We start from the raw sequence: 21,770 nt of genomic DNA on the forward strand, positions 1-21,770 counted from the left end.
TTACGATTTGTTAATAAATCGCTGTCATTTTTATGACATCAGCCGCCGGTGATGCAAAGGGAGCACAAAAATGGGCAGAATGTCACCGCATTGCACATTAAGTTTACGAATGGTGGAAGGGGCCTTGTTGAAAGGCGACTGGGCCCGTGCCCGTAAACTTGTTGTTGCTTGGGAATGTCCTGAAGGCGGCGGGTGTGGCCATGGGGAAAGTTGCACCGCCCATCGTGGTTATTTGCACCATGTGGCCTTGACCGTGAAAATTATGGGTCTGGAGGCTGCGCGCACACATCTGGTGCATGCCATGCCCGTTCCCATTGCCCAGCCCGCGCGGATTTTACCGCTTCAGATGGCGAATTCGTCTTCGCTGTAGCCTTGATAAAATAACAGGGCCGTCATGTCTGTATGTTCAATGCGCACGCGGGTCTGTTCCCGAACGATGGGCTTTGGGAAAAAGCCGATGCCCAGCCCGGCCGCGGTCAACATATCCAGATCATTTGCACCATCGCCAATCGCCGCTGCGCCGCTGCGGGGCACGGCCTGGCGGATGCACATTTCATCCAGGATTTCCAACTTCGTTGCCCGCCCAACAATTTTGCCGGTCAGATTGCCGGTGAAACAGCCATCATCGCCAATTTCCAAAGTATTGGCGGCATGTTCCTGAAAGCCCAGCTGGGCATGCACCACTTCGGTCGTAAAGGTGAAGCCGCCCGATACCAGGGCACATAGCGCGCCATTTGCCACCATTGTCTTGACGGCACGTTCCGCCCCGTTTGTGTGGAGAATCTGATCCATCACAACAGCCATCGACTCGGTAGCCTGATAGCCTTTCAACAGGGCGACGCGGGCGCGCAGGCTCTCAATGAAATCAAGCTCCCCCGCCATCGATCTTGCCGTGATCGCCATAACCGCATCACCAAATCCCAGCGCGGTCGCCAATGTATCCAGGGTTTCATTTTGGATCATTGTTGAGTCCATATCTGAGACAAGGACTTGTTTGCGGCGGCCTTCCGGGGCTTGGACCGCACGATCTATACCGTCCAGACCTGGGGCATCTTCCAACGCGGCGATCAATGCCAGTTGCGTGGCACCATCCGCGATAAACTCCGCAGCCCAACCCCGTGCCAGGGTTTTGGTGTCCGTGGAAGGCACAGCCCCTGCGCGCCGTGCAGCGGTGCGCGCGGCGGTCAAATGATCTTCACTGAGAGCGGTGCGATTGCGGTTTGCAACCAATGTGATGACGTTTTGCATAGGGGAGTCGCGATACCCGAGGTGGCCCATTCCCGCAAGCGACAAATTCATGACGCTGGCGGATTTCTGATCTATACGCTTCGGTCTCGCCCCGTCGGTGGGAAACGTCTAAACTGCGCCGCGTTGCAGCGTGAAGGATGTTTGTGTGCCCCTGAAATCTGACAGTATCAGCCCCTGCATAGTGCTCTATGGTCCGACGGCTTCCGGGAAGTCGGCGCTGGCGCTGGCGCTGGCGCGCGCATTTGGCGGTGTCGTCATCAATGCTGATTCGATGCAGATTTATCGCGATTTGCGGATTTTGAGTGCCAGACCCTCAGAAGAGGAGGAGGCCCTGGTGCCTCATCGCCTGTATGGTGTTCTGGATGGGGATGATGTCTGTTCTGCTGCCCGGTGGCGGGATATGGCGAAGCGGGAAATTCAGGCGGCGCAGGCGGCAGGTCAGATCCCCATTCTGTGCGGTGGAACCGGGTTTTACATCAAGGCTCTGATCCAGGGCCTCTCACCTATGCCACAGGTGCCGCCAGAAATTCGGGCGCAAATACGGGCTGAAGTTGCCGCTGCACCTGGCGTTTCAGCCTGGGATCGGTTGCAGGCGCTTGATCCTGTGGCGGCCGCCCGCATTGAACCGATGGATATGCAGCGCATCAGTCGGGCGTTGGAGATTTACGCCGCAACCGGTCGCATCCTGACCGAATGGCAGAATGATCCGCTGGATGGTCCGCCGCCTGGGCTGACATTTCTGACCTGTGTTATGGTGCCGCCTCGGGCAGAATTGGTCGCGCGGTGCGATGCCCGACTGGATGCGATGGTGGAACAGGGGGCGATGGGGGAAGTTTCAGCCCTGATGGCCCGCAACCTGCCGGATGATCGCCCGATCATGCGGGCCGTGGGCGTCCCGGAACTGACTGCGCATCTGATGGGGCAAATCACTCTGCCGGAAGCCTTAGCGCAGGCAAAGACGGCAACGCGACGCTATGCCAAAAGACAGGCCACCTGGGCTAAAAATCAGATTGTTCCAAATTTTCTCATAAAAGAGAAATATTCGGAAAGTTTAGAGGGCAAATTTTTTGCATTTATTGAAGAAAACGGGTTGATTCGGGTTTAAGCCGCCCGTATTGTGCGCCGCACGCGATGAGGCGTCTGTCTGGCGATAGAATCCTTTCCCGAAATGAATGACCCCGCTGGGGTGCTTTTTTTAAACAAGATGGATGAATGACATGTCGACACAGCAACTTTCCGGCGCGGAAATGGTGATTAAAGCCCTAAAAGATCAGGGTGTCGATGTCGTATTTGGCTATCCAGGCGGCGCCGTTCTGCCGATTTATGATGCGCTGTTCAAACAGAACCATGTGCGCCACATTCTGGTGCGCCATGAACAAGGCGCTGTGCATGCCGCAGAAGGCTATGCGCGGTCCACCGGAAAGCCCGGTGTTGTTCTGGTAACGTCGGGTCCCGGTGCGACCAATGCGGTGACCGGTCTGACCGATGCGCTGATGGATTCCATTCCCATCGTCTGCCTGACCGGACAGGTTCCGACCCATCTGATTGGCAATGATGCGTTCCAGGAATGTGATACAACCGGGATTACGCGCCCCTGCACGAAGCACAATTATCTGGTCAAGGATGTCAACAAGCTGGCCCGCACGATGCACGAGGCCTTTTATGTTGCGACCAGCGGCCGTCCCGGGCCAGTCGTTGTTGACCTGCCAAAGGATGTGCAGTTCGCGACCGGCACCTATGAAATGCCGAAATCAGCGGCGCACAAGACCTATAAGCCGATCCTGAAGCCGGATCATTCCCGCATTGAAGCTGCCGTTGATCTGCTGCTGTCGGCCAAGCGCCCGATTGTGTATGCGGGCGGCGGGGTCATCAATGCCGGGCCGAATGCTGCAAAACTGCTGACCGAATTTGTCCGTATGACCAATTTCCCCTGCACGCTGACCCTGATGGGCCTGGGCGCATTCCCAGCCAACGAGCCGCAATATCTGGGCATGTTGGGTATGCACGGAACCTATGAGGCGAATTGGGCGATGCATGATTGTGATGTCATGCTGGCCATTGGGTCGCGCTTTGATGATCGCATCACCGGGCGGTTGGATGCGTTCTCTCCGAATTCGAAGAAAATCCATATCGATATCGATGCGTCTTCGATCAACAAGAATGTGCGCGTCGACCTGCCCATCGTTGGGGACGCTGGATACGCGCTGGAAGACCTGATCAAGGTTATGAAGGCGCGCCAGAAGAAGCCCGATGCTGCGGCAATGGAGCGCTGGTGGGGCAAGATCGATGAATGGCGGGCCTTGAAATGCCTGTCCTTCAAAAATGGTGAAACCGTTGCCAAACCTCAGCAGGCAATCCGCCGTCTGTATGAAAAGACGCTGGAAACCGGCAAGGATACCTTTATTACGACCGAAGTGGGCCAGCATCAGATGTGGGCGGCCCAGCATTTTGATTTCCAGAAGCCCAATCGTTGGATGACATCTGGTGGATTGGGTACCATGGGCTATGGCCTGCCTGCCGCCATTGGGGCGCAGTTGGGCAATCCCGATGGTCTGGTGATCGATATCGCGGGCGAAGCCTCAATCCAGATGAATATTCAGGAACTCTCCACTGCCGTTCAATATCGCCTGCCGGTTAAGATTTTCATCTTGAACAATGAATATATGGGCATGGTGCGCCAATGGCAGGAATTGCTGCATGGCGGTCGCTATTCGGAAAGCTATTCCGAGGCCCTGCCAGATTTTGTGAAGCTGGGTGAGGCCTATGGCATGAAGGGCCTGCGGGCGGAAAATGCGGGTCAGCTGGATGATGTGATTGACGAAATGCTGGCCCATGATGGTCCGGTCATCGCGGATATTATGGTCGATAAGTCCGAAAATTGCTATCCGATGATCCCATCGGGGGCGGCCCATAATGACATGCTGTTGGGTCCGGTTGCTGAAGGTGAAGAAGCCATTGGCAATGCTGGGAAAATGCTGGTTTAAGACGACACTTGAAATAGGGTGATTTTACAATGCCGGAAGGAAGTTTTGGGATGGCGAACTCAGGGACCGTGGGTCAGCCGGGCGCAGCTTATACCTTTGCCAGCGGGGACGAAACCGTGCGGCGTCACACCTTTGCGGTGATCGTCGATAACGAGCCTGGCGTGCTGGCCCGCGTGATTGGGCTGTTCTCTGGCCGAGGCTATAATATTGAAAGCCTGACCGTGTCGACCGTCACGGCAGATGAAAGCGTCAGCCGCATCAACATAGTCACCACCGGCACGGAGATGATCATTGAACAGATCAAGGCGCAATTGCACCGCCTTGTTCCGGTCCATGATGTTCATGACCTGACCCTGGATGGCGCGCATGTGGAACGTGAATTGGCCCTGATTAAGGTCCGCGCCAAGGATCATGCCCGCCGAGAAAGCCTGCGCATCGCCGACATCTTCCACGCCAAAGTCGCCGATACGACGCTGGACAGCTTCGTCTTTCAGATCGATGGCGACCCGGAAAAGGTCGACAGCTTCATCGAACTGATGCGCGCGCTAGGCGACACAGAAGTCGCCCGCTCCGGCGTCATCGCGATTGCGCGCGGGAATGATGTCCTGAAGGTTTAACGAGTTTTATACTTTGCCCGCATTGACTGACAGAAAATCGCGGGATCAAACGGTTCAGGAACTCCGCTGTTCAGCCCGTCATTGATTGCTTCCTGCAGGGTTGCAATCGCACTTTGGCGTTCTTCGTCGCGTGGTGTCAGATGCCGGGCACCGCAGCTGGAATTGTTGTAGTACCCATTTTGCAATTGCTCTTCATTCATTAGAATTCCTAGCCTAAATATAAAAGTCCATTGCCGTGCAATCCAGGACTCGAACGCTAGAGTTCCTCATTCCGGTCTGTCGCCGAGGCGGGCTGTTGTGACAGTCCGGCGATTTCGGTCCATAGGGCGTCGGTCATATCGATCTTTACAGAATCTAGAGAGGCCTGGAGTTGTTCGACGCTGCGCGCGCCGATGATGGGGCAGGTGATGCCGGGGTGATGGGCGGCCCAGGCGACGGCCAGGCTGACCGGGTGTTCGCCTCGTGCATCGGCAAGGGCCGTGAATTTCTCTGCGGTTTCATAGTACCAAGGCACGTCATAGCGTTTTGAATACATCTTGTTCTGCACCAGACGGGTGCCTTCGGGGCGTTGACCGCTGCGATACTTGCCCGTCAGCAGGCCACCGGCATTGGGGCCGTAGGAGATGACAGCCAGGTCTTCGGCCTGCGCCAGGGGCAGGATTTCGACCTCTGACTGACGCTTCACCAAATTGTACATAGGCTGGATGATATCAAACCGGGACCAGCTATTCTTGTCCTGGATGCCCAATGACTTGGCCAATTGCCAGGCGGCGAAGTTACTGGCCCCGATATGCAGGACCTTGCCGGCGCGCACGAGGTCTTCCAAGGCACGCAGGCTTTCTTCAATAGGTGTTTCCGTATCCCATTTATGCAGGAAATAGATATCCAGCCGATCCGTGTTCAGGCGGCGCAGACTGTCTTCAACCGCGCGGGTGATGTGGCGGCGGTTGGAGCCACTGTCATTTGGGCCGCCTTCGCTGAGCGGCATGCCGACCTTGGAGGTGATGACCAGCTTGTCCCTTTCCGACGCGATCAGACGCCCCAGAATTTCTTCTGCGCGGCCACCATTGTAAACATTGGCACAGTCAAAGAAGGTGATGCCTGCATCCCTACATGCAGCATACAGGCGGCCCGCCTCCGCCTCGTCCGCATCGCCGCCGAAGGACATGGTGCCAAAGCATAATTCAGAGACAGTCAGGCCTGTACGGCCCAGTCGGACGGATTTCATTAAACACTATTCCTTTGCATAAAACCGGCGGGGGAGGGGTTATCCGCCGTTCTGTTCCGCGACCTTGATCAAGGCCATGATGTCGTCGCGCTTGCCATATTCCTGCATCAGGCGTTCACGCGTCGTGCGCTTTGTGATCGGCGGGGCATCCAATCTGGCACCCGCCAGGACCAGCATCTTGACCCAAAGGGAGCGCTTTTCAACCTCCCATCGATCCCAGGATATAACGGTGGCCAGCATATCGCCTTCCATTCCACCAACCGCCGGATTGGCGCCCAGTTCCAGATAGCGCACGGCAATCTTTGGGCAATCCTTAAAATAGGCGGCATAGAGCGGTGTCCAGACGGAACGGCCCCGTACCAGAATGGTATTTAAATCCTTGCCCTTATACGCTTTTTCCAGATCCTCGCATTTTGCACAGTAATCAGGATTCTGGTCATCGCATTCCAGTGCGTGCGCCGGTCGGGCCTGAAGCACGAGACCGAATGTCAGACACAGGATTGCGAAAAGCAGCGGGCGCAGCATAACAAACCTCATTTCACAGGCGCACAGCGAGAAGGGTCGTCCAGCAATTGCGCGCCATCCCCCTGACAGGCATAAAATGCCGCCAGGTCACGGATTGCCTGACCGTCCAACCGGCCAGCATAAATTTCCATGAACTTATGGGGGCGGCGGCCATCCCGGAAATTCTGCAACTGATTGATCAGATAAACCTCAAACTGGCCATCCAGGCGCGGGACACCCGGCGTTTTTGATCGCCCGAGCCCGGTTTCGCCGTGGCATTTTGGACATTTCATTTCGATCATCAGGGATTTGCCATTGGCGGGGTCCCCTGAGACATCTTGGGCCACTGCCGGTGACAGCCAAAGCAGCAGCGGTGTGACCAAAAGGCTTATAATGAATGTCTTCATGGATATAAGATAAAATACTTTCTATTTTTCGGCAATGGTAACCCCTGCTTTCAGATCAGAAGAATCTGTTACAAGAAAACACTGTCTACGCGGCAAGAACGCGCATTAGGAGCCATGGCAATGACCAAAAATGATACAGGGACAATTGTCAAACTGGGGCGCGACGCAATCTCTCAACTGCGTGACATTGAAACCCGATTTAAAGTGATTGCGGGAGAAGATGGAAAAATTGATCAGGCAGAGTTGCAGGCGGGGCTGGGGCTGCATGATGCAGATTATGCCGCCCGCATCTTTAGCCTGATTGATCGGGATGGCAGCGGCACTGTCACGCTGTGGGAATTTATTGATTTTGCACAGATTCTGCTGACTGGATCGCCGGATGAAAAACTGCGTATCGTCTTTGATCTACATGATCTGAATGGCGATGGTACGATTGATCAGGCAGAGCTGACCCATATCCTGGATCGCAGTCTGAATGAACATCATCTGGATATTCCACCGCAGAAACTGGAAGCCTTAAGCGAGGCGATGTTTCAGAAGGTGGATGCGGATGGCAGCAAATCCATCACCTTTGGGGAATTTAAGGCCTGCATCGATGCCCATCCGGCATTGAAAGACCAGATGGTTGCGAATTCCGCCACCTGGCTGCGATTGCCAGAGCGCATCGAGCGCGACCGTCGCCGCCCGCATGGACGCCTGCTGCATAACTTGACCGAAGGCGTCACACGCCTGTGGGAGAATGAGCGCCCCTGGCTGGTCCTGCTGGTGCTGTATTTCGCGGCTAATGCCTGGATGTTTCGCAGCGGTATACTGGCCGAAATTCAACTTGGGTCCGATCTGTTCACCCAGATTGCCCAGGGGGCGGCGGCCTGCCTGAAACTGAACGGGGCGATCATTCTTATCGCCATGTTGCGCCACTCCCTAACCTTTCTGCGGCACACCTGGTTTGGGCCGTTCCTGCCACTGGACCATGCGATCGCATTTCATAAGATCGTCGGCCATGTGACCTTTTTATGCGCGGTCATCCATGTTGGCGGTTATATCGGGGCCTATGAAAGCATCATCGACCCGGATTTTTTCACACGTGATGTTGTGTATGGCGAATTGTTCAAATCACGGGTTGGCTGGACCGGCCTGACCCTGATCGGACTGTTTCTGGTGATGTGGATATTTTCCCTGCGGTTCGTGCGGGACAAGGGGTTGTTTGACCTGTTCTATATCACCCATCAACTCTACTGGCTGTGGTTTGCTTTCTTCCTGTTGCATGTTCCAGGATTCTGGATGTGGGTGGTTGGTCCCGGCGCGCTGTATCTTATTGAACGGGGCATCCGGCTGGTGCACGGGTTGAAAACCACGGACTTGCAGCAAGCAGATGCGCTGTCTTCCAATGTCACGCGATTGCGAATGACACGGCCAGACTGGTTTCACTATCAGCCGGGCGAGTATGTTTTCCTGAAACATCCGATGATTTCCAGCTTCGAATGGCACCCATTCACCGCCACCTCCAACCCGGAAGAAACCGAAATGCTGGAATTGCATGTTCGGGGCGTGGGAAATTGGACGCACAAGCTGCATGATATGGCACAGCAGCCTATTCCAGAGCGACCGGCCGCATGGCCCAGGGTCTATCTGGATGGTCCCTATGGGTCGCCGGCATCCGATATTTTTGACAGCAAGATCCCCGTATTGATCGGGGCAGGGATCGGGGTAACGCCCTTTGCTTCCATCTTGCGGTCCATCCTGCATCAGCGCCAACAGGGGGCCGCCAGCCAGATGCAGCGGATCTATTTCATCTGGATGAACCGGGATCAGAAAGCCTTTGAATGGTTTGTCGATCTGATGGCGCAATTGGAAGAAGATCCCGCAACGCGCGATGTGATCGAAATTCAGGTTTATTTGACCGGATTGCGGGCGGAGCTGACATCTGCCAGCCTGACAGTCGCGATGGAAGTGTACCATCAGGAGACAGGGCGCGATTTGTTGACCGGTCTGCACGCACCCACACGCCTGTCCAGGCCCGATTGGCAGTCTGTTTTCAAATCAATCCGACAGGCCCATCCGGACCAGGCGGTTGATGTTTTCTATTGCGGGCCAGAAGGCTTATCGCGCGTTTTGTCACGGGAAGCAGGCCGCTTTGACTTTGGGTATAAGAAGGAGAATTTCTGAGCCATGCTGCGCCGTCTGGACCATGTCAATCTGCGCACCGCTCAGCTTCAGCGCATGATCGATTTCTATTGCGATGTCCTGGGACTGACAATGGGCGCGCGTCCTGATTTCGATTTCCCAGGTGCCTGGCTGTATTGCGACGGGTTTCCCATCGTACACCTGATCGGTGTCAGCGACCCACCCGCCCCCTATCGACCCGACCAGCAATTGGAACATTTCGCCATATCTGCCGACGACATGACGGGGTTTCTGGCGATCCTGCAGCGGGAAGGAATCCCCTATCACCGCGTTGATGTGCCAGGGATGCCGATCACCCAGATCAATCTCCATGACCCGGATGGCAACCATCTGCATATCGATTTTTCAAGAGAGTCCACATCCGTCTGACCTTGGAAATCACTGGAATTTCAATAATACGCCGTGATTTGGATTGAATTCGGTCTGGAAAGCACCGCAATTCCGGGCTAGGTATGTGTCAGAACTATTAATCACTGTGAAAGTGGTCATTTGTGACAGATGTAAGCCCCATGCTTGCCACGCCCTTACTGGATACGGTGTCCCTGCCGTCTGATCTGCGCGATTTGAAGCCAACGCAATTGCGGCAATTGGCTGATGAATTGCGCGCCGCGACCATTCGTGCGGTGTCCCAGACAGGGGGGCATCTGGGCGCGGGGCTGGGCGTGGTCGAACTGACCGTGGCGCTGCATTACGTGTTCAACACGCCCGATGATCGCCTGATCTGGGATGTTGGACATCAATGCTATCCCCATAAAATCCTGACCGGGCGGCGGGACCGCATCGAAACCCTGCGCCAGGGCGGCGGGTTAAGCGGCTTTACCAAGCGGGATGAGAGTGATTATGACCCGTTTGGCGCGGCGCATTCGTCAACCTCCATATCTGCCGGGCTGGGGATGGCCGTTGCGCGGGATTTAAGTGGCGATGACAACCATGTCGTGGCCGTGATCGGCGATGGCGCAATGTCGGCTGGCATGGCCTATGAGGCGATGAACAATGCCGGTGCGATGAATTCCCGCCTGACCGTTATTTTGAATGACAATGATATGTCAATTGCGCCCCCCGTCGGCGCGATGAGCGCGTATCTGTCGCGTTTGATGTCGTCGAAACAGTATTTAAGCCTGCGGGAAATCGGCAAACATATTGCAGAACGCTTCCCACGGTCTTTTGAGCGCGCGGTTGAAAAGGCTGAGGAATATGCCCGTGGTTTCGTGACGGGGGGAACCCTGTTCGAAGAAATGGGCTTTTATTATGTGGGCCCGATTGATGGCCATAATCTTGATCATTTGCTGCCGGTTCTGAAGAACGTCCGGTCTGCAAAGGAATCCGGTCCGGTCCTGATCCATGTCGTGACGCAAAAGGGGAAGGGCTATCCCCCCGCAGAAGCGTCTGCTGACAAATATCACGGGGTCGCGAAATTTGATGTCGTGACCGGTGCCCAGCACAAGCCCAAACCAAATGCGCCGGCCTATCAGAATGTTTTTGGTCAGGTATTGAGCGATCTGGCAGTAAAAGACGACAAAATCGTGGCTATCACTGCCGCCATGCCATCGGGCACAGGCCTGCATTTGTTTGAAAAGGCCCATCCCAGCCGGACCTTCGATGTCGGTATAGCGGAACAGCATGCGGTGACATTTGCTGCGGGTCTTGCGACAGAGGGATATCGACCCTTCGCCGCGATCTATTCAACATTTCTACAGCGTGGCTATGACCAGGTGGTCCACGATGTTGCCATTCAGAATTTGCCGGTGCGCTTCGCCATTGATCGCGCAGGCTATGTCGGGGCCGATGGGGCAACCCATTGCGGGGCTTTCGACCTAAGCTATCTGTGCTGTCTGCCCAATTTTATCGTCATGGCCCCGTCGGATGAGGCGGAATTGGCACGCATGGTAGTGACCGCCGCTGGTATTGATGATCATCCATCCGCCATCCGCTATCCGCGGGGAGAGGGCATTGGGATTGAGATTCCCAAGAACCCCGAACCGGTAGAGATCGGGAAGGGGCGGATTGTGCGGGAGGGGAAGACGGTTGCCATTCTGTCTTTGGGAACCCGTCTACAGGATGCCATGACTGCGGCAGAAGATTTGGCCGCCCATGGGTTTTCAACGACGGTTGCCGATGCCCGCTTTGCCAAGCCGGTCGATGCCGATCTGGTACGGAAATTGGCACAGACCCATGATGTTTTGATCACGGTGGAAGAAGCGGCCATTGGCGGTTTTTCGACCCAGGTGTTGAACATTCTGGTGGTGGAAGATCTGATCCAGGGCATTCGATTGCGCACCTTGTTCATGCCCGACCGCTTTATTGATCAGGACAAGCCGGATCGTCAGATTGCAGAGGCTGGATTGGATGCGGCAGGGATCGTGAAAACGGCCCTGGCGGCGCTGGAAACCGAAGCGGCGGCTGAAACGGATGCTCCGGCGCGGGCTTAGGATTGGAGCGGGCGATGCCGCGCATCGTCTATCTTATATTTGGATGCCTGTTTGTCGGGCTCGGCTTTATCGGGGCGTTCCTGCCGCTGTTGCCGACGGTTCCCTTCCTGTTGCTGGCGTTATGGTGTTTTGCGCGCTCGTCACAGCGGTTTCATGACTGGCTGTATCATCACCCCCGCTTCGGCCCGCCCCTTAGAGATTGGGACCAGCATGGTGTGATCCCGGTCCGCGCGAAGATCCTGTCCACGGCGATGATGGTGGTCAGCATGGCGATCATGCTGGCGGTAACGGATTTATCTGTTTGGACCTATGGGGGGATTGCAGCGGTTTTGACATTGGTATCCCTGTATATTCTGTCGCGCCCGGGAAGCCCTCCCTGATCGGCGGTAATCAGGTCTAGATTTTTCATTCCCGGTATATCCTCTATTTCCTTCCCCACTGCCTAAAATTGAGGCATAAGCCTCGGCATGACACAGGATGAAACGATACAGGCTCCCACGGTTCTGGACCGAAAAGCGGAGGTAGGGGCGACATTCTCGCTCGCCTGGCCCATGATCATGACCATGGTTGCGGTGATCATGATGGAAACCGTGGACATGCTGATGATCGGTCATCTGGGTCAGGATGCCATCGCGGCGGCGGCATTGGCGCTGAATGCCTGGTTTATTTTTCTGCTGTTTGGCATTGGCACATTGGGGGCGGTGTCGTCCCTGACCGCCCAGGCCGTTGCGCAAAATGATGATCGCGGTGTACGGCGCAGCGCGCGCCAGGGCCTGTGGATCGGGTTGATGATGGGAACGCCGTTTGCCCTGATCCTGCAATATGGAGAGGCCGCCTTTATCTTTCTGGGTCAGGACCCGGTAATTTCCCATGCTGCGCAAGGCTATTTGAACTGGATGGCACCGGTTCTTATCATCGTGTTTGTCACCATCCCCTTGCGATTGACCATGGCATCCTATGGGGTGACGCGGCCTGCCATGTTGTTTGCCTGGTCTGGTGTGCCCCTGAACGCATTGATGAACTGGGTCTTCATGTTCGGTGGCCTTGGCTTTCCCGCTATGGGCCTGCCAGGGGCAGGATTGGCGACCTTTGTGGTCGATATCTACATTTTGGTCCTAGCCGTTCTGTATATCAATTTCACGCCGAAATTCGCAAAGCTGCAGTTATTCGTGCGGTTCTGGCGACCGGACTGGCCGCGCTTTCGCCAGATGTTGAGCATCGGCCTGCCGTCTGGCGGCAGTTGGGTCATGGAGCATGGCCTGTTTGGCGCGACGGCGATTATGATGGGGTGGGTTGGCGTTACCCAATTAGCGGCGCATCAGATCGCCCTGCAGGTCATGTCGATCACCTTTATGGTGCCCTTTGGTCTGTCCCAGGCTGCTACAATTCGCATCGCCCTGGCAGCAGGCGCACGGGACCTGGCCGCGGTTCGCCTGCGGGGTCGGGTGATACTGGAAACGACGCTGGTTTTCATGCTGGGCTGCGCCATCCTGTTCTGGACAGTGGGTTATCTCTTTATTGGCCTGTTCCTTAGCGACGATGATCCAAACCGGGCGCAGATCATTGCCTATGGCGCGACCTTTTTAGCGGTCGGGGCGCTGTTTCAATTATTTGATGGGGTGCAGATCACGGCCGGGGGCATATTGCGCGGGCTGAACGATACGCTGGTGCCAATGGTTCTGGCATTCCTGGGATATTGGGTTGTTGGCATTGGCGGGGCCTATGTCATGGGGTTCGTTCTGGGCTATGGCGGTGTCGGTGTCTGGTATGGCCTGATGATTGGGCTGGGCTTTTGCGCCATCGCGGTGACGCTGCGGTTCTGGCGTCAGACCGGTCCCAATGGCAGCGCGTTCCATCGTATTCGCGGTTAGAGCATCTCAGGCAGAGCGGCGATCGAGTCCAATATCATTGCAGCCCCCGCAGCGCGCAGTTCTTCAGCGCTGGATGTGCCGGTCAGGACCCCGATGCCTGTCGCCCCAGCGGACAGGGCCATTTCTATGTCATGGCGATTGTCGCCGATCACCCAGATGCGGTCCGGGGGCAGGTCTGTGGCGGCGCAAAATCCATGCACCATGCCGGGTTCTGGCTTGCGTCCATGGCCGCTGTCAAAGCCGACAGCAAAGGCAAAGCGATGCAGAATATCAAACGGGGCCAGGGACATTCGCAAGCCATTGGCACTGTCAGCGGTGGCAACGCCCAGGGCAATATTGCGGGCCTGTAACTGCGTCAACAGGGCGGGCAGATCACAGACCGGCGTTGGCACCATATTGGCGGGAAAGGCGCTGTCCAGATAGGCGACAATGCTTTCAATCGTGCGGACTGGGCCGTCGGGCAACAGGTCCTGCCACAGGGTCGCGATGTCTTCCAGATCCCCCGCCGCCAGGGGACTGCCCGAGGCGACACGATCGGTTGCCTGATCCCATCCCCCGGCACGCAGCAAATGGTGGGCTGTGTTCAAATCACCCTGCGCCAGTTCCAGGGCAACCGCATGATTGGCTGGCATCCAGGTTGCGTGATATTCCAGCAGCGTGCCGTCTTTATCAAACAGAATACCTAAGGGCGCTTGCATCAATCAGGCGGCCAGATCACTGGCATCATCAATTTTGATACCACTGATTTTCAGTTGGGCAAGAAGCTGTTCTTTCAAATTTTTCAGGGACTTTTCGTCTGGCCCCTCACAGCGGGCAACCAATGCCGGTTGTGTGTTGGAGGCACGCAACAGCCACCAACCCCCAAAATCTGATACCCGGACCCCGTCCGTGTCATTGACAACGGCACCAGCCTCAATCAGGCGGGCTTTGACTTCTTCAACGACAGCAAATTTCCGCGCGTCGGGCACGTCTATCCGCACTTCTGGCGTATTGAGCATTTTGGGCAATTCATCCAACAGCTCGCTGGCTTTCTTACCGGAATTGGCAACCATCGCCATGAAACGCACGGCGGCATACAGCGCATCGTCATAGCCATAGTATTTGTCGGCAAAGAAGATGTGACCGCTCATTTCCCCGGCCAGGGGCGATTTATGTTCCAGCATCTTTGTCTTGATAATGGAATGGCCGGTCGGGCACATGACCGGTTTGCCGCCCAAACGCTCAATCTCATCGAACAAGACCTGGCTGGCCTTTACATCCGCCAGAATTGGGGCACCTGGCATTTCTTTCAGGACTTCGCGCGCCATCAGGGCCAAGAGCTGATCGCCCCAGATCGCGCGACCCTTATCATCGACAATCCCTATTCTGTCGCCATCGCCATCAAAGGCCAGGCCCATATCCAGCTTTTCCGTCAGCACCAGATCCTTTAGCTGCGCCAGATTTGCTTCGACGGTTGGATCTGGATGATGCGCGGGGAAGGTGCCATCGACCGTTTCATTGATCAGCAAATGCTCCCCCGGTAACCGATGCGCAAGTCGCAAGACGACGGGGCAGGCCGCACCATTGCCCGGATCCCAACCGACCCGCATGGATCTTTGGGTCTCAAATCCCAACAGAATACGGGTCGTATAGGCAGCCAATGTATCTGTTTCGACCATTGCGCCCTTGGCGCGTGCCCAGACACCGCGATAGGACAGGTCCCGGAGGCGCTGTATTTCTGCGCCATAAAACGGCATCCCGTTCAGGACGATTTTAAAGCCGTTATATTCTGGCGGGTTATGGGATCCGGTCACCATGATACCCAAAGACGCCTTCAGCATTTTCGCAGCGAAATACAGACAGGGCGTGGGCACCAGACCGATGCGCAAGACATACAGACCACAGGAGGCCAAACCGCGGCACAATTCCTCTTCCAGCATGGGGGAACTCATCCGTCCATCAAAGCCGACAACGGCGATGCGACCACTGCCTGCGACGGCAATCGTTCCCATTGTGCGCCCCAGGGCCAATGCATCGGACGCCGAAAGCGACTGGCCAACGACCCCGCGGATATCATATTCCCGTAAAATCTCGGGATCGAAACGATGCCCCATACTTACTTCGTCCTTCCCCACTGGATACCGCCAGTCTTACGCGCCCAAGATTATGCACCTATTGTTACATGCCGGGCGTCACACGCCCAACGCTGGAATACAGGAAACCCAGTTCCAGCATTTCTTGGGGCTCAAAGAGATTTCGCAGATCGACCATTATTGGCCGGGCAAGAACCTCTTTAGCACGGTTTAAATCCATTGTTTTATAGTCATTCCACTCCGTCACGATGACGACGGCTTCCGCGCCTTTCATCGCATCATAGGCATTATCAGACCATTTCACATTCTTGAGAAGCGTTTTTGCGACATCCATCCCTTTTGGGTCGTGCACAGCGACGTCCGCCCCTTCCGCCTGCAGGCTGGCTATGATGTCGATTGCCGGGCTTTCCCGCATATCGTCGGTTTCCGCCTTGAAGGTCAGGCCCAGAACGGCAATGCGCTTGCCTTTTACGGGCGCATCCAATGCGGTCGCAACACGGCTGGCCATGCCTTGTTTACGGGCATCATTCGACGCAACGACTGCTTCGACAATCCGGCTGGGGGTTTCAAACTTCTGGGCGGTAGCGACCAGTTCCAGCGTATCTTTTGGAAAACAACTGCCGCCATAACCAGGGCCCGGCATCAGGAATTTTGGCCCGATGCGGGTATCCATGCCAATGCCCTGGGCAACCTGATAGACATTTGCGCCGGTGCGTTCACAGATATCTGCGATTTCATTGATGAAGGCGATTTTGGTCGCCAGGAATGCATTGGCGGCATATTTGATCAGCTCTGCGGAATCCGGGTCCGTCATCAACAGGGGGATACCGCGATCGGTCATGGGCCTGTACACATTTGCCATGACCTCTCTGGCGCGGTCGGATCGCATGCCAACGACAATCCGGTCTGGATTCATAAAGTCCCCGATTGCTGCCCCTTCCCGCAAAAATTCGGGATTGGATGCGACATCAAATTCTGTGGCATCGCGCATCCGGCTGACAATCTTTGTTACCTCCCGCGAGGTGCCGACAGGAACCGTGGATTTATCAACAATGACGGTATAACCGGTCATGGCTGCGGCGATGGCTTCTGCGGCGGCATGCACATAGCGCATGTCGGCATGGCCATCTTCAGGGCGCGGGGGTGTGCCAACGGCGATAAAGGCAGCATCCGCGCCTGGGACTGCTTCAGAGATTTCAGTTGTGAAAGACAGGTTTCCTGCCGCGACAGTGCGGGCGACCATCGCATCTAAACCCGGTTCATAGATTGGGATAATGCCCGCTTCCAACTTGCGGATTTTTTCCGGATTGATATCAACGCAGACAACGGTGTGGCCAAGATCGGCAAAACATGCGCCGGACACCAATCCGACATAGCCGGTCCCAATTACTGCAATCTGCATTTCATATCTCTCCCCGTGATTGGGATGGTTTGGTGTGATCGCGCACGCCTCAGCGATAACGCGCTAAAATCTGTTCGGTCTGGTCGCGACGATCATCGCGGGCCAGGGAAAATGCTATATTGGCTGCCAGCCATCCTTCTTTGGTACCACAATCAAATCGTTCCCCCTGAAAACGTAGGCCATGAAAGGGCTGGGTGCCAATCATTCGGGCCATGGCATCGGTCAACTGTATCTCTCCGCCAGCACCTTTTTCATGCCGGTCCAAATGGGAAAATACGGATCCGTGCAGAATATAGCGACCGATAATCGACAGGGTGGAGGGAGCATCAGCGGGTTTTGGCTTTTCCACCAGACCCGTGATTTCCGCCAGTCGATCCTGTGGATTTGGCGTGTCCAGTATTCCATAGCGGTCGGTCTGATCGCGGGGCACGTCCATCACGGCCACCACATTGCCACCGGTTTCGCTATAAGCCTGCACCAGTTGCGCCAGGCAGGGGGGCTCCCCCAAAACCAGATCGTCGGGCGACAGAATCGCGAAAGGTTCGTCGCCAATCATATCGCGGGCGCACCATATCGCATGGCCCAGTCCCAATGCTTCACGCTGGCGCACATATTTGATCGCACCAGGGGGCGGCAGGAATTCATTGACCTGTTCTAATTCGGCGGTCTTGCCGCGTCGGTCCAGTGTCTCGTTCAATTCATAGGACAGGTCGAAATGATCTTCCATTGCTTGCTTGCCGCGACCGGTGACAAAGATGAATTCCTCGATCCCGGCCGCCACGGCTTCTTCAACGGCGTATTGGATCAGCGGCTTGTCAACGACGGTCAGCATTTCTTTTGGCATCGCCTTGGTCGCGGGTAAAAACCGTGTACCCAACCCGGCGACGGGAAATACTGCCTTTCTGATGCGCGCGACCATTCAATGCTCCTCATGCAGCCTTTTAGGAAAAGGCGAGAAAGTCCCGTTGGGTATTGCCATAGGCAATGGCCCAAGGGCAAGCGGAAGGGTGCGTTCCGGGCCTGCTTGTCATTGAATGGTCATGACAAACCATGATTGAACAGCGATTTGCCGCGATGCTGCCCCTTTTTCGCCCAATTTCAGGTGCGTAGTAAAAGGGTCAAAGGTTGTTACGCGACCGTTTATCGAATCACTTAAACGCTAAATCATTCCTTAGGGGAGTACAGGTTATGATGAATAAGAGCACCGACACCACGGTCAGTTTGGCGCGAACCCGCAGCCAGTCCCGTTTGGTTTTATCCGCTGTTTTCCTGATTGCTGCAGGCGTTGGTTTGCTGGGGCAACTAGATACGCACAAGGCTGCCTATGCACAGTCGGTCAGCCCCCATCCGATTTCAAATGTGATTATGCAGCCAACCGGCAATGCGGCGGAAATGAACTGTTCAACCCACCCGGTTTAACGGTTCAGCAATATGTCCTTCGCCTCGTTGACCCGTGCGGCCAGATAGGCAGAGCCGCCGGTATCCGGATGGACCTGTTTCATGAGGCGCCGATGCGCGGCCTTGATCTCATCGGTCGTCGCATCGGGCTTCAGGCCCAGCAATTTCAGTGCCTCGTCGACCGACATTTGGCCGCTATGATTCCTCTGTGAGGTGGAGCCGGCGGTGTTCTCTTCCGACTTTTCCCCTTGTGACATACGCCAGGCGGTCCCATGCGCCCGGTCCAGAAAGGCTTCCAGCAATTGCAAGGACCTGGGATCGTTGGACGCTTCGATATGGGTGTAAAGCTGTTGGCCTTCCGCCATCGATAATTCAGACAACAGCGCCCCTTCAAACGGACCTGCCTTGATGCGCCCGTCCATGACCCCGGTATCATGGTCCAGATAGACATCAAAGAATGGGGCGGAAATATGAGAACGTTGCCCCCCGGATGGGCCTTTCATTGATTTCCAAAGGCGGCGCAGTGCATTCAGGCGCATAAGCCACGGGATCAGGAATACGCCCAGTCCCCAGATCAGCTGAAAATTCTTGGTCAGCAGAACGATCAGCAGGATTGCTCCACCCAGGCCGATCGCGGTCCATTTTATCGTTTTAATGATATCCTTTGGATTGGCGTTGCGCGCCCAATTCAACGCTGTGAACAGGACGACCATGGCGACAATGCCCAGCAGAAACCATGTCATCGTGGTGGCTTACCTTTTGGCCCTTGAAGCTGTTGCAGCAAGGCGGTGGCCGCGCCGGCACGCTCTGTTCGGCCATAATCCTCCAGCGCCTTCAGGCCCCCTGCGGCATAAACGGCAACAGCGGATAGCAGTGCCTTTAACCGATCTGCGCTGGCCAGGTCAAAAGGGCACCAGGCGCCATTGGTCAGTCTGGCAATTTCACGAAAGGCCCGTTGGGCAATCGGATCCGCGCCTTCCTGGAAAACAAAGACGGGAACCCCCAGAATGCCCAATTCTCCGGCTGTATGGCAGACATCGTCAATGTCTTCTTCGAAAGCATCGCCGACATAGACCACGGCCCCAACCTTGCCTTGATCCGTCTGCTTTTTGACATGGGTCAGAACCTTGCCGATTTGGGTCTTTCCCGCGTGACAGGCAACCTTACTCATCAATCGGGCCAGGCCAGCGGCGTCGGGTTGCCAGGCGCCTGCCTTACATTCCCCGAATCCTCGAAAATAGACCAGTTGAACATCCAGGCCCCCGATTGCCCGGGTTGCGTCAAACATCTCCCCCTGGATCTGGCAGGCGACATCCCAGGTTGGCTGGCGGCTCATCGTCGCGTCCAGCGCAAAAATCAGGCGGCCCCGCTTGCCGGATGGGACGGCAGGAGCCGGGGTGCGGCGGACCTTTTCCAGGAACGCGTCGACATCGTGGGTGGCGTTATGATTGCGTGGCAGTTTGCTCATAGATTTATATATGGGCTTTTTGCGCCATTCGTCACCCTATGCCTTGGATTTGTTGCCCAACTGGCTAGTGTGCTTCCCGGTCCAGACCAATTGCTGCCATCAAATCGCGCACTTCCTGTCGGGCGGACAGATGGGACATATTCATGCGGATATCGGTCCCGGGCGTTTTCAGATCCAACAGCGTCAAGCCGTCCAGGAAAAGCTCCCGAAAGATCACACGTTCGGAAAAGCCGGGTACCTGGCGAAACCCGATGCGTGAACTGAGCTTCGTCAGGGCTTCTTCCATGGATCGCTGATTGCGTGATTCCAGCTGACCGGTTCTGTTGCGCATCACGACCCAATCAAAGGTTCGATTGCTTTTTTCCCGGCGGGCTTTTTGCATTTTAACCTGGAACACCATTTCCGCATATTTGCTGGGACGGGTCATGGCATAGGTTTCCGGATCAATCATCGCCAGAACATCCAGATCAATGAAACTGTCATTCAGGGGCGTGATCAGCGTATCGGAATAAGAATGTCCAACGCGGCTGAGGAAGTTATCCGTCCCTGGCGTGTCGATCACGATGTAATCGTGGCGCGGGGCCAGGTCCTGCACGGCCTTTTCAACAGAATGGGCATCATGTGCGCGTGCAACGTCAATTGAGGCAACGCTGGATGGCTCAATGGGGCGATGTGTCGGCATTACCAGATTAATACCGCGTCGTTCCGCGTATTTACGCCGGTTTTCGATGTAACGGGTCAGGGTTCCCTGACGCGCATCCAAATCGATGCTGGCGACACTGGCACCCGTCGACAGCAGCGAGGCGATGACATGCATGGTCGTCGTGGATTTGCCAGAGCCGCCCTTCTGATTGCCAACGACAACGATATGGGCGTACTTGTCCGACGCGTTGTCGGCGGATTCTGATGACTCGCTCGTGCCAGACGGATGTGGCTGTTCTTGTGCGTTTGCAGGGGCGTTTTCTGGCATGGCGTCCTTATCAGTCACATTCTGGGTGGCGGTTTTGGATTTGGTTTGATTTGGAAAGGCGGTGATATGCCCGCCAGGATCAGACGGGGGTTGGCGCAAAAAGGCCCGACCGAATCCCCATTCTCTTCCCGTCCATGCCATAAATCCATGCCCCCATGCCCGATTTCACACTCAGTATCCCTGTCAGAATGTGCGACCGTAGCGTCTTAAACCCCAAAAAGGTCGGAATCAATGCACGCTGTTCCCCTTGTTTTAGCGCGGCTTCGCTTTGACACAAGGGAATCTATCCGACAAGATTCATGGTACCATGAGATATTTGACTAAAATACTATTGTTTTTCGGGATTTGCGGACTTTTGGCCGCATGCGACGAATTGGGCTGGAATCCTTTGGACACCAGCGAGGCGACCCGTATTGCCCAAATGCGGGAAGGGACAATTCCGATTCTACTGCAAATTGACGTGCCAACCTTGACCGATGGCGCATCCTTTTATGATGAACAATGGGACCGGGAAACAGACGTGTTGAAACGACGTCGTACGTGGCGTGGCCCGCCTGGAAACGATGTATCCGCATCCCTTTTGGAACTGCGCCACAAGGATGGCGCCCCAATGGGCGATGCGCCAACGCCGGAAGAGGCAACCCGCAATTGGGATATTCTGGCGCAAAGGGAACTGGTGTTTCAGGACCTGTATTCCAGTCGGAATGCCGTTGGGCCGGTTCTTTGGCGACGCTTTACCATGGGTCCTAATATCTGTGTTTCGTTCGCTCAGGGCTACAGCCCTGACGGTGACATTCCGGCGCGCCACCTTCTGGGCTATTACTGTGCCCCGGCGGGGGAGTCTTTCAGTGATGGACAGGCTGAAACCGTTGTGCGTGCCATTCGCGTCCAGGAAGGGGACCCTGCGCTATCGCCTGATGGGTAAATTCCTGATTAGGGGCAATTAATTACTGTTCTGCCCTGTTTTTGCCATGCTGGCCCTATAGAT

The 21,770-nt window shown here is 55.7% G+C and carries 23 protein-coding genes; 11 read left to right on the plus strand and 12 right to left on the minus strand.

Annotated elements, in window-relative coordinates:
* The first annotated feature begins 70 nt into the window (after positions 1 to 70).
* A complete protein-coding gene (locus tag ACOSDM_RS16035) occupies positions 71 to 370 on the plus strand; it encodes a hypothetical protein (RefSeq protein ID WP_420725563.1) in 300 nt (99 codons plus the stop codon).
* Here the strand turns inward: ACOSDM_RS16035 and serB are convergent.
* Positions 343 to 1,248, minus strand: coding sequence for a phosphoserine phosphatase SerB (gene serB, locus ACOSDM_RS16040; RefSeq protein ID WP_420725564.1), 906 nt, complete (start codon positions 1,246 to 1,248; stop codon positions 343 to 345). The two genes, ACOSDM_RS16035 and serB, sit on opposite strands and share 28 nt — an antisense overlap.
* Before the next feature lie 145 nt (positions 1,249 to 1,393).
* Between serB and miaA the strand changes: the two genes are divergently transcribed.
* The 3 genes from miaA (at position 1,394) to ilvN (ending at position 4,849) form a co-directional block, all read left to right on the plus strand.
* Positions 1,394 to 2,353: a tRNA (adenosine(37)-N6)-dimethylallyltransferase MiaA gene (miaA, locus tag ACOSDM_RS16045; RefSeq protein ID WP_420725565.1), complete on the plus strand. Its 960-nt coding sequence runs from the start codon at positions 1,394 to 1,396 to the stop codon at positions 2,351 to 2,353.
* 112 nt (positions 2,354 to 2,465) lie between these two features.
* Entirely contained in the window at positions 2,466 to 4,232 is a 1,767-nt protein-coding gene (locus ACOSDM_RS16050) for an acetolactate synthase 3 large subunit (RefSeq protein WP_420725566.1), read from the plus strand.
* A gap of 50 nt (positions 4,233 to 4,282) precedes the next feature.
* Positions 4,283 to 4,849: an acetolactate synthase small subunit gene (gene ilvN, locus ACOSDM_RS16055; RefSeq protein ID WP_420725567.1), complete on the plus strand. Its 567-nt coding sequence runs from the start codon at positions 4,283 to 4,285 to the stop codon at positions 4,847 to 4,849.
* Here ilvN and ACOSDM_RS16060 read toward each other — a convergent pair.
* The 4 genes from ACOSDM_RS16060 to ACOSDM_RS16075 are packed head-to-tail and all read right to left on the minus strand — an operon-like array spanning position 4,846 to position 6,988.
* Positions 4,846 to 5,049, minus strand: coding sequence for a ribbon-helix-helix domain-containing protein (locus ACOSDM_RS16060; RefSeq protein WP_420725568.1), 204 nt, complete (start codon positions 5,047 to 5,049; stop codon positions 4,846 to 4,848). The two genes, ilvN and ACOSDM_RS16060, sit on opposite strands and share 4 nt — an antisense overlap.
* A 56-nt stretch (positions 5,050 to 5,105) precedes the next feature.
* Entirely contained in the window at positions 5,106 to 6,077 is a 972-nt protein-coding gene (locus tag ACOSDM_RS16065; RefSeq protein ID WP_420725569.1) for an aldo/keto reductase, read from the minus strand.
* 39 nt (positions 6,078 to 6,116) lie between these two features.
* Complete coding sequence (locus ACOSDM_RS16070) at positions 6,117 to 6,602, minus strand: hypothetical protein (protein WP_420725570.1); 486 nt, start codon at positions 6,600 to 6,602, stop codon at positions 6,117 to 6,119.
* A gap of 8 nt (positions 6,603 to 6,610) precedes the next feature.
* The gene (locus tag ACOSDM_RS16075; protein ID WP_420725571.1) at positions 6,611 to 6,988 is read right to left on the minus strand and encodes a c-type cytochrome; all 378 of its coding nucleotides are present in this window, start codon (positions 6,986 to 6,988) and stop codon (positions 6,611 to 6,613) included.
* A gap of 120 nt (positions 6,989 to 7,108) precedes the next feature.
* Between ACOSDM_RS16075 and ACOSDM_RS16080 the strand changes: the two genes are divergently transcribed.
* From ACOSDM_RS16080 to ACOSDM_RS16100, 5 genes are all read left to right on the plus strand, one after another.
* Positions 7,109 to 9,154 carry an EF-hand domain-containing protein gene (locus tag ACOSDM_RS16080; protein WP_420725572.1) on the plus strand — a complete coding sequence of 682 codons (2,046 nt, stop codon included), beginning with the start codon at positions 7,109 to 7,111 and terminating at the stop codon, positions 9,152 to 9,154.
* A 3-nt stretch (positions 9,155 to 9,157) separates the two neighbouring features.
* Positions 9,158 to 9,541, plus strand: coding sequence for a VOC family protein (locus ACOSDM_RS16085; RefSeq protein ID WP_420725573.1), 384 nt, complete (start codon positions 9,158 to 9,160; stop codon positions 9,539 to 9,541).
* 140 nt (positions 9,542 to 9,681) lie between these two features.
* Positions 9,682 to 11,601 (plus strand): 1-deoxy-D-xylulose-5-phosphate synthase, encoded by a 1,920-nt coding sequence (gene dxs, locus ACOSDM_RS16090; RefSeq protein ID WP_420725622.1) that lies wholly within the window; start codon positions 9,682 to 9,684, stop codon positions 11,599 to 11,601.
* Between the two features lie 14 nt (positions 11,602 to 11,615).
* Positions 11,616 to 11,981, plus strand: coding sequence for a YbaN family protein (locus ACOSDM_RS16095; RefSeq protein WP_420725574.1), 366 nt, complete (start codon positions 11,616 to 11,618; stop codon positions 11,979 to 11,981).
* A gap of 87 nt (positions 11,982 to 12,068) precedes the next feature.
* A complete protein-coding gene (locus ACOSDM_RS16100; protein ID WP_420725575.1) occupies positions 12,069 to 13,472 on the plus strand; it encodes an MATE family efflux transporter in 1,404 nt (467 codons plus the stop codon).
* On the opposite strand, the gene ACOSDM_RS16105 is transcribed toward ACOSDM_RS16100, so the two are convergent.
* The 4 genes from ACOSDM_RS16105 to galU form a co-directional block, all read right to left on the minus strand.
* Positions 13,469 to 14,170, minus strand: coding sequence for an HAD family hydrolase (locus ACOSDM_RS16105; RefSeq protein WP_420725576.1), 702 nt, complete (start codon positions 14,168 to 14,170; stop codon positions 13,469 to 13,471). The two genes, ACOSDM_RS16100 and ACOSDM_RS16105, sit on opposite strands and share 4 nt — an antisense overlap.
* A 3-nt stretch (positions 14,171 to 14,173) precedes the next feature.
* Positions 14,174 to 15,565: a phosphoglucomutase/phosphomannomutase PgmG gene (pgmG, locus tag ACOSDM_RS16110; protein ID WP_420725577.1), complete on the minus strand. Its 1,392-nt coding sequence runs from the start codon at positions 15,563 to 15,565 to the stop codon at positions 14,174 to 14,176.
* Between the two features lie 64 nt (positions 15,566 to 15,629).
* Complete coding sequence (locus ACOSDM_RS16115) at positions 15,630 to 16,946, minus strand: UDP-glucose dehydrogenase family protein (protein WP_420725578.1); 1,317 nt, start codon at positions 16,944 to 16,946, stop codon at positions 15,630 to 15,632.
* A 49-nt stretch (positions 16,947 to 16,995) separates the two neighbouring features.
* Complete coding sequence (gene galU, locus ACOSDM_RS16120) at positions 16,996 to 17,865, minus strand: UTP--glucose-1-phosphate uridylyltransferase GalU (RefSeq protein WP_420725579.1); 870 nt, start codon at positions 17,863 to 17,865, stop codon at positions 16,996 to 16,998.
* A gap of 269 nt (positions 17,866 to 18,134) precedes the next feature.
* Between galU and ACOSDM_RS16125 the strand changes: the two genes are divergently transcribed.
* Positions 18,135 to 18,365 (plus strand): hypothetical protein, encoded by a 231-nt coding sequence (locus ACOSDM_RS16125; RefSeq protein WP_420725580.1) that lies wholly within the window; start codon positions 18,135 to 18,137, stop codon positions 18,363 to 18,365.
* Here ACOSDM_RS16125 and ACOSDM_RS16130 read toward each other — a convergent pair.
* The 3 genes from ACOSDM_RS16130 to ACOSDM_RS16140 form a co-directional block, all read right to left on the minus strand.
* A complete protein-coding gene (locus ACOSDM_RS16130; RefSeq protein WP_420725581.1) occupies positions 18,362 to 19,087 on the minus strand; it encodes a DnaJ domain-containing protein in 726 nt (241 codons plus the stop codon). The two genes, ACOSDM_RS16125 and ACOSDM_RS16130, sit on opposite strands and share 4 nt — an antisense overlap.
* A complete protein-coding gene (locus ACOSDM_RS16135) occupies positions 19,084 to 19,812 on the minus strand; it encodes a VWA domain-containing protein (RefSeq protein ID WP_420725582.1) in 729 nt (242 codons plus the stop codon). Before ACOSDM_RS16135 ends, ACOSDM_RS16130 begins: the two co-directional genes overlap by 4 nt.
* Positions 19,813 to 19,876: 64 nt before the next feature.
* Positions 19,877 to 20,923: a division plane positioning ATPase MipZ gene (locus ACOSDM_RS16140; protein ID WP_420725583.1), complete on the minus strand. Its 1,047-nt coding sequence runs from the start codon at positions 20,921 to 20,923 to the stop codon at positions 19,877 to 19,879.
* Positions 20,924 to 21,137: 214 nt separating this feature from the next.
* Here ACOSDM_RS16140 and ACOSDM_RS16145 point away from each other — a divergent pair, with 214 nt between their 5' ends.
* Positions 21,138 to 21,707 carry a hypothetical protein gene (locus tag ACOSDM_RS16145; protein ID WP_420725584.1) on the plus strand — a complete coding sequence of 190 codons (570 nt, stop codon included), beginning with the start codon at positions 21,138 to 21,140 and terminating at the stop codon, positions 21,705 to 21,707.
* Positions 21,708 to 21,770: the final 63 nt, after the last annotated feature.

Origin of the sequence: Hwanghaeella sp. LZ110, from assembly GCF_048892525.1 — a bacterium.
Classification (GTDB): Bacteria; Pseudomonadota; Alphaproteobacteria; order UBA8366; family Aestuariispiraceae; genus Pacificispira.

Excerpts from the sequence above, each read along its gene's own strand:
- ACOSDM_RS16115 (WP_420725578.1), bottom strand. The coding sequence starts at position 16,946 with ATGCAGATTGCAGTAATTGGGACCGGCTATGTCGGATTGGTGTCCGGC.
- ACOSDM_RS16080 (WP_420725572.1), top strand. The coding sequence starts at position 7,109 with ATGACCAAAAATGATACAGGGACAATTGTCAAACTGGGGCGCGACGCA.
- serB (WP_420725564.1), bottom strand. The coding sequence starts at position 1,248 with ATGCAAAACGTCATCACATTGGTTGCAAACCGCAATCGCACCGCTCTC.
- ACOSDM_RS16065 (WP_420725569.1), bottom strand. The coding sequence starts at position 6,077 with ATGAAATCCGTCCGACTGGGCCGTACAGGCCTGACTGTCTCTGAATTA.
- ACOSDM_RS16085 (WP_420725573.1), top strand. The coding sequence starts at position 9,158 with ATGCTGCGCCGTCTGGACCATGTCAATCTGCGCACCGCTCAGCTTCAG.
- ACOSDM_RS16095 (WP_420725574.1), top strand. The coding sequence starts at position 11,616 with ATGCCGCGCATCGTCTATCTTATATTTGGATGCCTGTTTGTCGGGCTC.
- ACOSDM_RS16100 (WP_420725575.1), top strand. The coding sequence starts at position 12,069 with ATGACACAGGATGAAACGATACAGGCTCCCACGGTTCTGGACCGAAAA.
- ACOSDM_RS16135 (WP_420725582.1), bottom strand. The coding sequence starts at position 19,812 with ATGAGCAAACTGCCACGCAATCATAACGCCACCCACGATGTCGACGCG.
- ACOSDM_RS16070 (WP_420725570.1), bottom strand. The coding sequence starts at position 6,602 with ATGCTGCGCCCGCTGCTTTTCGCAATCCTGTGTCTGACATTCGGTCTC.
- ACOSDM_RS16050 (WP_420725566.1), top strand. The coding sequence starts at position 2,466 with ATGTCGACACAGCAACTTTCCGGCGCGGAAATGGTGATTAAAGCCCTA.
- ACOSDM_RS16125 (WP_420725580.1), top strand. The coding sequence starts at position 18,135 with ATGATGAATAAGAGCACCGACACCACGGTCAGTTTGGCGCGAACCCGC.
- dxs (WP_420725622.1), top strand. The coding sequence starts at position 9,682 with ATGCTTGCCACGCCCTTACTGGATACGGTGTCCCTGCCGTCTGATCTG.
- ilvN (WP_420725567.1), top strand. The coding sequence starts at position 4,283 with ATGGCGAACTCAGGGACCGTGGGTCAGCCGGGCGCAGCTTATACCTTT.
- ACOSDM_RS16130 (WP_420725581.1), bottom strand. The coding sequence starts at position 19,087 with ATGACATGGTTTCTGCTGGGCATTGTCGCCATGGTCGTCCTGTTCACA.
- galU (WP_420725579.1), bottom strand. The coding sequence starts at position 17,865 with ATGGTCGCGCGCATCAGAAAGGCAGTATTTCCCGTCGCCGGGTTGGGT.
- ACOSDM_RS16060 (WP_420725568.1), bottom strand. The coding sequence starts at position 5,049 with ATGAATGAAGAGCAATTGCAAAATGGGTACTACAACAATTCCAGCTGC.
- ACOSDM_RS16105 (WP_420725576.1), bottom strand. The coding sequence starts at position 14,170 with ATGCAAGCGCCCTTAGGTATTCTGTTTGATAAAGACGGCACGCTGCTG.
- ACOSDM_RS16075 (WP_420725571.1), bottom strand. The coding sequence starts at position 6,988 with ATGAAGACATTCATTATAAGCCTTTTGGTCACACCGCTGCTGCTTTGG.
- ACOSDM_RS16140 (WP_420725583.1), bottom strand. The coding sequence starts at position 20,923 with ATGGCATGGACGGGAAGAGAATGGGGATTCGGTCGGGCCTTTTTGCGC.
- pgmG (WP_420725577.1), bottom strand. The coding sequence starts at position 15,565 with ATGGGGCATCGTTTCGATCCCGAGATTTTACGGGAATATGATATCCGC.
- ACOSDM_RS16035 (WP_420725563.1), top strand. The coding sequence starts at position 71 with ATGGGCAGAATGTCACCGCATTGCACATTAAGTTTACGAATGGTGGAA.